Source organism: Paraburkholderia aspalathi (assembly GCF_905220735.1).
Lineage (GTDB): Bacteria > Pseudomonadota > Gammaproteobacteria > Burkholderiales > Burkholderiaceae > Paraburkholderia > Paraburkholderia aspalathi.
The window spans coordinates 1-12,457 of the sequence record NZ_CAJNBA010000023.1; the positions used below are offsets into that span (position 1 = coordinate 1).

Below are 12,457 nucleotides of genomic sequence, written 5' to 3' on the forward strand. Positions count from 1 at the left end.
CGATGGCGTGGAAACCCTGTTCTTTTTGCCGTGGAATCGGCGTTAACTTTGCCGTGGAATTCGTGTTCTTTTTGCCGTGGAATCCCTGTTCACTTTGGCGTGGAATATTCAGATGACCATTAAAGCTGAACTGGAGGCGCAGATCCTGCGCCTTTACCACGTCGAAAAGTGGCGCTGCGGCACCATCGCGAAGCAGTTGCGTGTGCATCGTCAGACGGTGCAGCGTGTGCTCGCGCATGCGGGGCTGCCACGACACGGACCGCCGCCGCGCCCTTCAATGATTGAGCCGTACCTTCAGTTCATCCAGCAGACACTGGAGACGTTCCCGACGCTGACGGCCAGCCGCCTGTACTCGATGGTACGCGAGCGCGGCTACAAGGGGGCACCTGACCACTTCCGGCACCTGATTGCGCAACGCCGTCCGCGTCGGGCGGCCGAGGCATTCCTGCGTCTGCGCACGTTGCCGGGAGAACAGATGCAATGTGACTGGGCCCACTTTGGCCACATGGAGATCGGTCGGGCGAGGCGCCCGCTGATGGCCTTCGTGATGGTGCTCTCGTACTCGCGCGACATTTATCTGCACTTCTTCCTTGATGCCCGGATGGAGAACTTCCTGCGCGGGCATGTCGGCGCGTTCACCCATTGGGGTGGGCTCGGGAAGGTCATCCTGTACGACAACCTTAAAAGTGCTGTGCTTGAGCGTCAGGGTGACGCGATTCGCTTCAACCCGAGGCTGCTCGCATTTGCCGGGCATTACCGCTTCGAGCCGCGTCCGGTGGCGGTATACCGCGGAAACGAAAAAGGCAGGGTGGAACGGGCTATTCGACATATACGCGAGGCGTTCTTCGCGGCGCGCACCTTCAAGGATCTGGACGATCTGAACGCGCAGGCCGAGCACTGGTGCCGCACCCAGGCGGCCGACCGGCCGTGTCCGGAGGATCGGACCATGACGGTACGCGAGGCCTTCGCGATGGAGAAGCCGTTACTGCTTGCGCTGCCGGAGAACCCGTACCCCGTGGAGGAACAGCTCGAGGTCAAGGTCGGCAAGACACCGTACGTGCGCTTCGACCTGAACGACTACACGATATGCGCCACGCATGTGCGTCGCACGCTAACTGTGCGCGCCGATCTGCAGCAGGTGCGCGTGTTTGACGGCGCCCAGATGATTGCCAGTCACCCGCGCAGCTATGACCGTGACGCGCAGATCGAGCTGCCCGAGCATATCCGGGAACTCAAGGAACGCAAACGCCAGGCGAGCCAGCATCGCGGCGTCAACAGCCTGACGAAGGCCGTGCCAGCCAGCCAGTTGCTGCTCACGCGAGCGGCTGAGCGCGGCGCGAACCTCGGTGGGCTCACGAACGGGTTGCTGCGCCTGCTCGACCGGTACGGTGCAGCCGAGCTGCAGGCCGCGGTCGAGGAAGCGCTCGCCGCCGGGGTGCCGCACACGAATACCGTGCGGCTGGCGCTGGAGCGCCGGCGCGCCGAGCGCGGTGAGCCGCCTCCGGTCGCGATGAGTCTGCCCGAGCACGTGCGGCGCAAGGACACGCCGGTGCAGCCGCATCGGCTCGACAGCTACGATCAACTGACAACGGACAATGATGACCATGAACACGAAGACCACTGATATCCTGCTCACACGCGCGCAGGCGTTACGCTTGAACGGTCTGGTCGGGCACTGGTCCGAAGTAAGCGGAGCTGAATGGGTCGCACCGCTTATCCAGTGGGAAGAAGACGAGCGCACCCACCGATCCCTGCAGCGGCGCATCCGCGCCGCGAAGCTGGGTGACTTCAAGTCGCTGGGCGACTTCGACTGGCAATGGCCCAAACGCATCGATCGCGTGGCCGTCAATGAACTGATGTCGCTGGAATTCGTCAGGGAGGCAACTAACGCCGTGTTCATTGGCCCAAACGGCGTGGGCAAATCGACGCTTGCGCAGAACGTGGCCCATCAGGCGCTCATCCAGGGCCACACGGTGCTGTTCAGGGCAGCAGGGGAAATGCTCGGCGAACTTGCCGCGCTCGATAGCGATTCGGCGTTGCGCCGGCGTCTGCACTACTACGCAACGCCGGACCTGCTCTGTATTGACGAAGTCGGCTATCTGTCGTATTCAAACCGGCATGCCGACCTGCTGTTCGAATTGATCAGCAGGAGATATGGGGCCCGTTCTACGATCGTGACGACCAACAAACCATTTAAGGAATGGACGGAGGTGTTCCCGAATGCCGCCTGTGTCGTCTCGCTGGTTGACCGGCTGGTGCATCGCGCCGAGGTCATCGCGATCGAGGGCGAATCCTACCGTCTCAAGGAAGCGCGCGAGCGCGCCGAAGCACGTTCCCGACGGCGAGGAGCGAAGAAGAGCGGCGCACAGGAAGGAGCGGAAGAATGAGTCGAACACCCTTGCTGCCATCGGGCCGACGGCATGGCCTGCCGTTCGTCGTGCCCGAAGACTGGACACCTGAACAGGCGCTTGCCGTGTTTGAGTTGCTCGATGACATGCTCGACGTCGTCCGTCAGCATTATGCACGCCAGCTTCACGCGCTACTGCTCGAACAGCGTGCGCCGGACTGCCATACGCCAGAACCAGACGATCCTCCATTCTGACCGACACGCTGCACATCACGTTACCTTCGAGGGGGCCACGCGGCCCCCTTATTGTTGAGTGCTTTGCTCAACCTTGCGACGCCATCTTTAAGCGGATTTACAGCACCGCTAACACGCGGTTCACGCGTGGCTCGCGTTGCATGAAACGCCTGCCACGCACAGCGCCTACCGCAAGGAAGCTGAACGCCTGATCCTCTGGGCCATCGTCGAGCGCGGGCGGGCATTGTCCTCACTCACGACCGAAGATGCGATCGCGTATCGGAGCTTTCTGCGGCATCCCGCCCCGCGCGAGCGGTGGGTCGGACCGCCGCGGCCGCGCAACGCACCCGACTGGCGCCCGTTCTCTGGAAACCTGTCGGCACGCTCGACCGCCTACGCACTCTCTGTCCTGGGTGCGTTGTTTCGCTGGCTGATCGAGCAACGCTACGTGCTCACCAATCCGTTTGCTGGTATCAAGGTGCGCGGCAAGACGCGCGTCACGCCACTCGACACGTCGCGCGGCTTCACAGAAGGCGAATGGGAGCTGGTTCGCACGATCGCGAACGGACTGGAATGGTCGTACGGCTGGGAAGCTCCCGCCGCGCAGCGGCTGCGCTTCCTGCTCGACCTTTCCTACGCGACCGGTCTGCGTGCGAGCGAACTTGTCGGCGCGAGGCTTGGCGACATCCGTGCCGACGAACGCGGCGCCCACTGGCTCAATCTCGTGGGCAAGGGCGGCAAGCCTGGCAAGATAGCCTTGCCGCCCCTCGCGCGCGTTGCACTCAAACAGTACCTCGTCCAGAGGCGCCTGCCGGTGACACCGCAGCGCTGGGATCCGAAAGCCCCGCTACTGGCGAGTTTTGACGGAGAAGGAGCAACGGGCATCACCCGTTCCCGTCTGTGGTTCGTGATGCGCGGCTTTTTCCGCCGGGCCGCCGATGTCATCGGCACCGATCATCCCGTGCTGGCTGAAAAGTTGCGTCGCGCCAGCCCCCACTGGACACGCCACTATATCGGCTTCCTGACTATGTCTTGTGCTCTCGTAGCAGGTCGATTTTTACAGCAAATCCGTAGGATGGAATAGAGATAGTCTTGACTCCTCCCAGTCGCCCCGACGTCGGGGAAGGAGTTCATCGTGAAGTACATCATCGATAAGCAGGTTGCGCTCACGCGACCACTTGAAGGTCCACTCTCGGCCCACATTGCCTCGTTTTCCAGATCGATAAACGATCAGGGATACAGTGCGTTCTCACTGAATCGGCAAGTTCAGATTGCTGCAGGCTTTAGCCGATGGCTTAAGCAGTCGGGAATCGAATTGGGTAGTGTCTGCTCTGATCATGCGATTAGATATTTTCGGTATCGCGCTCGGCATGTTCGACTTGCTCGAGGAGATCGCGCCGCGCTCAGACACCTCATCGACTTTTTGGACCATGAGGGATTGATTGCTGGTCAGAAGATACCGGAGCGACGACCGACCCCAGTTGAGCGCTACGTACAAGCGTATGAGGAGTACTTACGCGACGCGCGTGCTCTGGCCAGGGCGACGATCGTCAACTATTTGCCGTTCATCCGCGATTTTCTTAAAGCCTGTTTTGGCGATGGCCGCATTAGGATCTCTCGCCTGCGTGCTGTGGATGTCGTGAGATTCGTACAGCAAGAGGCTTCGCGCCTGCGTCCCAAACGGGCGAAGCTCATGACCACTGCATTACGATCTTTTCTACGCTACGCGCGTTATCGTGGAAACATTACGCTAGATCTGGCTGCCGCCGTCCCGAGCGTTGCCAACTGGTCGATGTCGTCGATTCCTCGCTCGATTCCAACTGAACAGATACGGCAACTGCTGTCCAGTATCGATCGACACAGCGCAACTGGTCGTCGAGACTACGCCATCTTGTTGCTGCTCGCGCGACTGGGATTGCGTGCGGGTGAAGTAACTTTTCTCGAACTCGACGACATTGACTGGGGCGCCGGCCAGTTGAGTGTGCACGGCAAGAGCGGCCAACGCAGCGCTCTGCCGGTACCAGCAGATGTGGGCAAGGCGATAGCGGAATACCTCCGGCACGGGCGACCACTTAGCCCCTGTCGTCGGGTGTTTCTACGCGCCAGGGCTCCCATCGCAGGATTTCGGGGGTCAATTGCCGTCAGCTCGGTGGTGCGCCGCTGTATTCAGCGCGCGGGTGTTAGCTCCCCAACTACGGGAGCACATCAGTTCCGTCATGCATTGGCCACAGAGATGCTACGCCACGGTGCGTCGCTTGGCGAGATAGGTGAGCTGTTGGGACATCATCATCCCGATACCACGACGATCTATGCCAAGGTCGACATCAAAGCATTACGCAAGCTGGCCGTCCCATGGCCCGGAGGTGTGCAATGAACACACTTCGGCAGGCCGCTCAGGAGTACCTTGCTCTGAGACGCGCCTTAGGATTCAAGCTGAATGAGGCAGATAGAGGACTACGCGACTTCGTCACATTCATGGAGCAACGTCGAGCGAAATATATCACCCAGGCACTGGCTCTCGAATGGGCACAACAACCCAGACACTATCGTCCCGCGAGTTGGGCCGCCCGGCTAGGATTTGTGCGTTGTTTCGCACGCTATCGGAGCGCCACCGATCCGCGCACGCAAATCCCCGCACCGGGCTTACTCCCGTTTCACGCGAAACGCGCTCAGCCGTACTTATATTCTGACGGCGAGATTCGTAAGTTGCTAAATGCCGCGCTCCAGATACCCTGCCGCTGCAAACGGGATGAACTCAAGCCATGGACCTATTATTGCCTGTTTGGGCTGCTGAGCGTGTCCGGCATGCGCCTGGGTGAAGTGCGCAACCTAGAGCTTCAGGACATAGATTTGGTGGCGGCTGAATTGACGATCCGCAGTACTAAGTTCGGCAAGTCCCGCCTCGTTCCGTTACATGCTTCGACCTCCAGGGTGCTCGCCAACTATATCGCTCTGCGCGAACGTCGGTGGATGGGGCAACCTGTCTCATCCTATCTGTTTGTTTCTAATCGGGGCAATCGTCTCGATGCTTCGGAGATTCATCGAACTTTCTATGCACTGTCACGGCAAATCGGTTTGCGTGGCACCTCCGACAGTCACGGCCCGCGCCTGCACGACATGAGGCACGTGTTCGCAACAAATACGCTCTTACACTGGTACCGCTCCGGACACGATCCGGAGCGCCGTCTGCCCATCCTGTCAGCCTATCTTGGTCACGCTCACGTCGCAGACACGCAGTGGTATTTAAGTGGCTCACCGGAATTGATGCGTGAGGCAATGCGCCGACTTGAACAACGTTGGGGGAACCCATCATGACCACTTCTGCCGACTTTGCTCCGCTGTTGGAGCGTTTCTTCACGCAACGCCTGATGCAACAGCGCCAGGCAAGTCCTCACACGATCAGTTCTTATCGCGATACCTTTCGTCAATTAATGAAGTTCGTACAGCAGCGGTTGCATAAACTACCGTCCCACCTGCACCTCGAGGAGATTGATGCGCCTTTAATTGTCGCGTTTCTAGACCAACTTGAGAAGCAACAAGGCTTAAGCGTTCGAAGCCGTAATCTACGTCTCACCGCGATTCATTCCTTCTTCCGTTACGCGGCTCTCGAAACGCCGACACATTCCGCACAGATCCAGCGAGTGCTTGCCATTCCCAGCAAACACTTCACCCGCACACTCGTCCCCTTCCTGACCCGACCCGAGGTCGACGCCTTGCTTGCCGCACCTGATCAACGTACTTGGTCCGGTCGACGTGACCACGCCTTTCTGTTGGCCGCAGTGCAAACTGGCCTGCGCTTGTCCGAAATGACCGGGCTTAAACGCGAAGATCTCGTCCTCGGTGTCGGCGCTCACTTTCGCGTGATCGGCAAGGGACGCAACTATGACGATCTCGGGAATATGCGCAGTTCCGCGCCACGCAGACTCGTTTGTCCTTCTGCGATGGGTTTTCCACGGCTGCCGCCAGTAGTGGACTGCGCATAATAAAAGTGCTTTCCTCAGAAGGCAGTTCGGCCTTTTGAGGAGAGTCATCATGGACAACGAGTTCGCGATACCGCAGCAGACCCGGGTATGGCTGACAGACGGCGTGTTCAAATCCAGCTACCAAGCCTATTCCAGCTATTTGATCGGGCGCGGGTATTCGTCGTGGAGCGTCCGTAAGTATCTGTGCAGCGTCGCGCATTTTGCGCATTGGCTGCGCAAGCGACGCGTCAAACTTAGTCAGATTGATGAAGCGCTGGTACGCCGTTTTCTGGATGACCACTTACCGCGGTGCGACTGCCCATCGCGCACACCACGATGCAGGAACCATGTTGGGCCAGCCTTAAATCGTCTGCTTGTCGTGCTTCGCCAGAGAGCTGACATACCACCTCGGCCCGATTTCACACCCCTTTTGATACAGGAGGAACTCAAGGAGTTTGATGCACATCTTGACCAGGTCTGCGGGCTGGCCGCGTCTACGAGAAGGTTGCGCACGCGCATCGTGCGGATATTCCTGTCGGAGCGATTTGGTGCATCGAGAATCAATATGGCACAGGTCAAGCCGGAACATGTTCATCGATTTGTAGTCAGACACCTCGAAGGATGCAAACCGAGCACAGGCAAAGTACTTGGGATTGCGCTACGGAGCTATTTACGTTTCCGGGGTATGCACGGAGATCATGTCCGGTGCCTTATTGCCGCGATCCCGCAAATCGCCCAGTGGCGGCTCGCATCGTTGCCAGACACGCTTTCTGAGGCGGAGCTGGAACGCTTTCTCAACGCATTCGATCGCCAATCCGCGCTCGGCCGCAGGGACTACGCGATGGCCCGGTGTATGGTCGACCTGGGACTGCGCGCGGGCGAAGTGGCTTCGCTACAGCTGGACGATCTGAACTGGCACGACGGGACGCTACGGTTATCGGCAGGCAAGGCGCGGCGAACAGATGTGCTTCCATTGCCGACACGGACCGGCCGCGCAATTGCTCAATACCTCACTGACGGCCGCCCGGTCTCCGATAGCAGAGCGGTATTTCTCCGGCATGTCGCTCCGCTTACCGAACCCATCGGATCGAGCGTCGTGCGCAACACTGTCCGCGCCGCTCATGCGCGATGCGGTAGCGATCCACGCCGGCGGGGAACTCATGTTCTGCGACACAGCGTAGGGAGCCGACTGGTCCAGGCCGGAGTCCTCATGAAGGAGATCGCGGATATCCTTCGACACCGCTGCCTGGATACTACCGCGATTTACACCACGATCGATCTCAGCAGCCTTGCCAGAGTCGCGCTGCCCTGGCCGGGGAGAACGTCATGAAGCGTTCAGTCAGGATGGTATCGCTCGCCGAGGACTACCTTGCGTCAAGACGTCGCCTCGGTTTTGACTTGCGGTGCACGGGCCGCCGGCTTCTTGACTTTGCCTGCTTTGCCGACCGGAGCGGCCACCAAGGGCCGCTCACCGTAAATCTGGCAGCGTCCTGGGCTCGATCTGGACCAGGTCAGGCGCCCTTTACCTGGGCGCGCCGGATTGAGATCGTTCGCCCGTTCGCAAGGTATCTCCAACAATTTGACCCCGCCACCGAAGTTCCTCCTCTTTATCTTTTCGGCCGAGCCCATCGCCGTTTGACACCGCACATCTATGCCGATGAGGAGATCCGGGAACTGCTGGCCGCCGCTTTGACCTTGCCTTCGAAGGAGAAACTGCGGCCCGTGACCTACTCAACCCTGTTCGGGCTGATCGCGGCCACCGGACTGCGGATTTCCGAGGCGCTTAATCTGAGACGCGCAGACGTCGACCTCGATCATGGCCTGTTGATGATTCGGGAAACGAAGTATCGTAAGTCCCGCGTCGTTCCACTTCATCCAACCGTCGTGCGAGCACTCAGTCGCTACGTAGAGCTACGGGATCACGATTGGCCCATCACGCTAAGCGATCACTTCTTCATCGTGCACGGAAGCAGCATGAAGATCAGTACGGTTGAGGATGTCTTCGGGTCCTTGCGTTCACAGTTGGGATGGGTCGCCCGTGGTGATCATCCTGCTCCACGCATCCACGATCTGAGGCACTCGTTTATCTGCCGACGGGTGTTGCTCTGGTACCAGCAAGGAGTGGACGTCGACAACGCGATGGTCATGCTGTCGACTTACGTAGGGCATGCCAAGGTGACCGACACCTATTGGTATCTGACGGGCATCCCGGAACTGATGGCAATTGCGGCTCAGCGCTTTGAGCACTTTACAGAAGGAGTCTGTCATGTCTAGGCACAGGCATTGTTCGTCGTCAAACTTCGCGGCGCTGCTACAGGAATTCTTCGTTGAGCGCCTGATGCAACAACGGGCAGTCAGCCCGCAGACGATAGCCAGCTATCGGGATACGTTTCGACTATTCCTTCAGTTTGCTCAGGCGCGTCTCCGTAAGTCGCCTGTCGACCTGGCGTTAGCGGACATCAACGTGAATCTGGTGCTCGCCTTCCTTCGTCATCTGGAGGACGATCGGCATAATTGCGCGCGCACCCGGAATGCGCGACTTGTTGCCATCCGTTCATTTCTGAAGTACGCAGCACTCAAGGATATTTCTGCGCTGGCTGTTATCCAAAGCACTTTAGCTATCCCAATGAAGCGCTTCGACAGGCCGCTCATCGGCCACCTGTCGCGTGACGAGATCGAGGCACTACTCGCCGCACCTGACCCCAACACCTGGTGCGGGCAGCGGGACCGGGTACTGTTTGCAACGCTATACAATACTGGCGCACGCGTTTCCGAACTGATCGGTCTGCGGGTGGGTGACGTCGTTCTGGATAAGGCGCCCTGTGCACATATCCACGGCAAAGGCCGGAAACAGCGCACCGTACCTTTGTGGCGCTCGACAGCGAGCCAAATCAGAAGCTGGTTGCGCCGGATCGGGTCATCGCCTGACCAGATGCTGTTCCCCAATCGCTCGGGGAATCCGATGACGCGCTCCAACGTTACGGATCGGCTCAAGCTCGCAGCGCAGACAGCCACCAGGCAATGTCCTCAACTATCAAGCCATCCCATTTCACCGCATGTCATCCGGCACTCGACTGGGACTCATCTGCTGCAATCGGGCGTTGACCTGAGTGTCATTGCACTGTGGCTTGGACACGAAAGCCCAGCCACGACTCACATGTACGTCGAGGCCGACCTCGCGATGAAGGAGCGTGCGCTCAACAAGTTGCAGCCACCTCGCAGCGGAATCTTGCGGTATCGACCGCCCGATCGCCTGATGCAGTTCCTTGAAAGCCTGTAATTATGCGCAGTTCACACCACGGACCTGCTATGCATAGCCCATCGCAGAAGGACAAACGAGTCTGCGTGGCGCGGAACTGCGCATATTCCCGAGATCGTCATAGTTTCGATCATGGAAATATTTGCATGAGAACAAAGAGCGCTGTACCCCGATCGCCAAATCAACGCTCGCCGTCTTAAAAGCATGGCTTCGAGAACCGCAGCGCGGCGATGGCGATGTACTGTTCCCAAACGCGAAGGGAGAACGCCTCACGGTTCATGGCGTGCAGTATCTGCTCAACAAGCATCGCAATTCGGCCTCTAAAATTTGTCCTTCGTTGAATCAGAAGCGGGTTACCGTTCATCGATTGAGACACACGATGGCGATGGATCTTCTGCAAGCCGGAGTCGATCGTTCTGTGATTGCTCTGTGGCTAGGACACGAATCCGTGGAAACCACGCAGATCTATCTTGAAGCGACACTTGCGATGAAAGAGCAAGCTCTTGCGCAAACATCTCCGCCACGTGGCAAGCCAGGACGCTATCGGCCAACGGACCGGCTCCTGACCTTTCTGAGTAATCTGTAGTTGGGGAAACTATGTCGAGTGATGAACGGGCTGATTTGCCGCACAACTCGCGAGCATCGGACCGAAGCGGATGGTCATTTTGTGACTCGACATAGTCAGGAAGCCGATATAGTGCCGGCTATGTCGCTGGCGACATAGGCGGCATACCCACGCCACACATGCGCTCGCCCGCGGCGCGGAACTGACGACGGTGCGAGACAATCTCCGCCATGCCTCGATCGCGACAACCTCGATCTACCTTCAGAGTGACGAGGTCAAACGTTCCCGGCAGATGGATGAGGCGTTCGCCGCACCATAACTGGGTACCCAAGCTCCGGGGTTCATCGGCCTGGCGTGCTTTATTTTCCGTTTTCTGAAGCGACCCCTATTACCCACAAATGCGCGAGTTTTTGTTAACCTATAATAATTAGGACTACTACATTAAGAAATGGATAAGAAAGAATCTCAGAGACAACGATCACAGCCAGCAGAAGGGTTGCCGTCGGATGAGGAGGAATGGCTGAATCGCGAAAGCGCCCAAAGTAGTTTCCGTGACCAACGACTGATGAAACGCTTCAAAATGTTGCTAGGCCGTCTATGGAAGGGTATGGGCAAAACCATCCCCTTGGCTTGTGTTGATTGGGCCAACACCAAAGCGGCCTATCGATTTCTGGACAACGACCGCGTAAGCGAGCAGGACATCCTGAGCGGTCATTTTCAGGCAACGGCGCAGCGCTGTGCAGTGACCGAAGGGCCGGTTCTTGTGCTTCACGACACGAGCGCGTTCCTGTATGAAAGAGAGCACCCCGAACTCATCGGTTACGCCAGCAGTACGATAACCGCCGCCGAGCGTCGAGGCCGTCCCAAACCAAGCTCGCAATGCGGCGTCCTGATGCATTCGAGTCTGGCGGTTACAACAGAGGGATTGCCGCTCGGGCTGACGGCCATCAAATTCTGGAGCCGGAAAGAGTTCAAGAACACCACGAAGTTGAAGCGCAAGGTTAATTTCACGCGCATACCGATCGAGAAGAAAGAGAGCTACCGCTGGCTTGAGAACCTTCGGCAGTCAACGGCACGACTCGGCGATCCGGATCGCTGCGTACATATCGGTGACAGGGAGAGCGACATCTTTGAACTGTTTTGCACTGCCTGCGAGGTTGGAACGCATTTTTTGGTGCGCACCTGCACTAACAGGTTGGCTGGCGACGGCGGACATACCGTTGCGGACGAGATGTCAGAGGTGCGGGTCAAGGGATTGCATCGGATCGAGTTTCGCGACTCCAAGGGGTGTCCCCAGCAAGCGCTTCTGGAAATCAGATATCGGCGCATCACGGTATTACCGCCCGTCAGCAAGCAGCGGCACTATCCGGCACTCAAGCTGACCGTTATTCATGCGCTGGAGCGAGGCGAGCCATTGGGTCGACCACGTATCGAATGGAAGCTGATTACAGACCTGCCGGTGAACTCACGTCTCCAGGCGATCGAAAAGATCGACTGGTACGCGATGCGCTGGAAAATAGAGACGTTCCACAAGATCCTGAAGTCCGGCTGCAAGGCTGAAGAGTCGCAACTGCGTACCGCAAGCCGGCTGACGAACCTGATCGCCATCTTCTGCATCCTCTCATGGCGGGTTTTCTGGCTGACCGAGCTCAACCGCTGCGCGCCGGACGCGCCACCTCAAACGGCGCTTACACAAACAGAGACCGACCTCCTCGAGCGACTCGTCAAAGATACAGCACGCACTGCACAGGCGCCTCCCCTGTCACGCAGTCTCATCAAGCTCGCGCAACTCGGCGGTTATCTTGCGCGCGCCAATGATCCCCCACCGGGCAATACGGTTATCTGGCGAGGTATGCATCGTCTCATGGACATCCAGCTTGGATATTGGCTCGGGCGTGGAAATTGAAAATCATCTAGCGGGCCTCCCACCGCCGCCCCGTGGGGCGGCGGGGTAAAGTGAGTCTGCACGGAATCACTTTACCAGAAGGAGGCTGAAGTGAAATATAGCGGAATTGATCTGCATTCGAACAACAGCGTGGTGAGCGTGATCGATGAGACGGACCGGGTGGTTGCCGAAAAGCGTCTGCCCA

The 12,457-nt window shown here is 58.5% G+C and carries 11 protein-coding genes and 1 pseudogene; all 12 read left to right on the forward strand.

What is annotated here, in order from left to right:
• The first annotated feature begins 112 nt into the window (after window positions 1-112).
• The 12 genes and pseudogenes from istA (at window position 113) to KHO30_RS38955 (ending at window position 12,273) form a co-directional block, all read left to right on the forward strand.
• Window positions 113-1,624: an IS21 family transposase gene (gene istA / locus KHO30_RS38895; protein ID WP_211704072.1), complete on the forward strand. Its 1,512-nt coding sequence runs from the start codon at window positions 113-115 to the stop codon at window positions 1,622-1,624.
• Entirely contained in the window at window positions 1,605-2,387 is a 783-nt protein-coding gene (gene istB / locus KHO30_RS38900) for an IS21-like element helper ATPase IstB (RefSeq protein ID WP_211704073.1), read from the forward strand. The genes istA and istB overlap by 20 nt, the downstream gene beginning before the upstream one ends.
• A complete protein-coding gene (locus KHO30_RS38905) occupies window positions 2,384-2,602 on the forward strand; it encodes a hypothetical protein (protein WP_211704074.1) in 219 nt (72 codons plus the stop codon). Before istB ends, KHO30_RS38905 begins: the two co-directional genes overlap by 4 nt.
• Window positions 2,603-2,717: 115 nt before the next feature.
• Window positions 2,718-3,590, forward strand: a pseudogene (locus KHO30_RS38910) (tyrosine-type recombinase/integrase); the annotation flags it as partial.
• A 126-nt stretch (window positions 3,591-3,716) separates the two neighbouring features.
• Entirely contained in the window at window positions 3,717-4,955 is a 1,239-nt protein-coding gene (locus KHO30_RS38915; protein WP_211704076.1) for a site-specific integrase, read from the forward strand.
• Complete coding sequence (locus KHO30_RS38920; RefSeq protein ID WP_211704077.1) at window positions 4,952-5,896, forward strand: tyrosine-type recombinase/integrase; 945 nt, start codon at window positions 4,952-4,954, stop codon at window positions 5,894-5,896. Before KHO30_RS38915 ends, KHO30_RS38920 begins: the two co-directional genes overlap by 4 nt.
• Window positions 5,893-6,564, forward strand: coding sequence for a tyrosine-type recombinase/integrase (locus KHO30_RS38925; protein WP_211704078.1), 672 nt, complete (start codon window positions 5,893-5,895; stop codon window positions 6,562-6,564). The genes KHO30_RS38920 and KHO30_RS38925 overlap by 4 nt, the downstream gene beginning before the upstream one ends.
• Window positions 6,565-6,613: 49 nt before the next feature.
• Window positions 6,614-7,873, forward strand: a complete 1,260-nt coding sequence (locus tag KHO30_RS38930) for a site-specific integrase (RefSeq protein WP_211704079.1) — start codon at window positions 6,614-6,616, stop codon at window positions 7,871-7,873.
• Window positions 7,870-8,817, forward strand: coding sequence for a tyrosine-type recombinase/integrase (locus tag KHO30_RS38935; protein ID WP_211704080.1), 948 nt, complete (start codon window positions 7,870-7,872; stop codon window positions 8,815-8,817). The genes KHO30_RS38930 and KHO30_RS38935 overlap by 4 nt, the downstream gene beginning before the upstream one ends.
• The gene (locus tag KHO30_RS38940; protein WP_211704081.1) at window positions 8,810-9,823 is read left to right on the forward strand and encodes a site-specific integrase; all 1,014 of its coding nucleotides are present in this window, start codon (window positions 8,810-8,812) and stop codon (window positions 9,821-9,823) included. Before KHO30_RS38935 ends, KHO30_RS38940 begins: the two co-directional genes overlap by 8 nt.
• Before the next feature lie 121 nt (window positions 9,824-9,944).
• Window positions 9,945-10,388: a tyrosine-type recombinase/integrase gene (locus KHO30_RS38945; protein WP_211704082.1), complete on the forward strand. Its 444-nt coding sequence runs from the start codon at window positions 9,945-9,947 to the stop codon at window positions 10,386-10,388.
• 427 nt (window positions 10,389-10,815) lie between these two features.
• Window positions 10,816-12,273: an IS4 family transposase gene (locus KHO30_RS38955; protein ID WP_211704083.1), complete on the forward strand. Its 1,458-nt coding sequence runs from the start codon at window positions 10,816-10,818 to the stop codon at window positions 12,271-12,273.
• The last annotated feature ends 184 nt before the right edge of the window (window positions 12,274-12,457 follow it).

Excerpts from the sequence above, each read along its gene's own strand:
- istA (WP_211704072.1), top strand. The coding sequence starts at position 113 with ATGACCATTAAAGCTGAACTGGAGGCGCAGATCCTGCGCCTTTACCAC.
- istB (WP_211704073.1), top strand. The coding sequence starts at position 1,605 with ATGAACACGAAGACCACTGATATCCTGCTCACACGCGCGCAGGCGTTA.
- KHO30_RS38905 (WP_211704074.1), top strand. The coding sequence starts at position 2,384 with ATGAGTCGAACACCCTTGCTGCCATCGGGCCGACGGCATGGCCTGCCG.
- KHO30_RS38920 (WP_211704077.1), top strand. The coding sequence starts at position 4,952 with ATGAACACACTTCGGCAGGCCGCTCAGGAGTACCTTGCTCTGAGACGC.
- KHO30_RS38925 (WP_211704078.1), top strand. The coding sequence starts at position 5,893 with ATGACCACTTCTGCCGACTTTGCTCCGCTGTTGGAGCGTTTCTTCACG.
- KHO30_RS38930 (WP_211704079.1), top strand. The coding sequence starts at position 6,614 with ATGGACAACGAGTTCGCGATACCGCAGCAGACCCGGGTATGGCTGACA.
- KHO30_RS38935 (WP_211704080.1), top strand. The coding sequence starts at position 7,870 with ATGAAGCGTTCAGTCAGGATGGTATCGCTCGCCGAGGACTACCTTGCG.
- KHO30_RS38940 (WP_211704081.1), top strand. The coding sequence starts at position 8,810 with ATGTCTAGGCACAGGCATTGTTCGTCGTCAAACTTCGCGGCGCTGCTA.
- KHO30_RS38955 (WP_211704083.1), top strand. The coding sequence starts at position 10,816 with ATGGATAAGAAAGAATCTCAGAGACAACGATCACAGCCAGCAGAAGGG.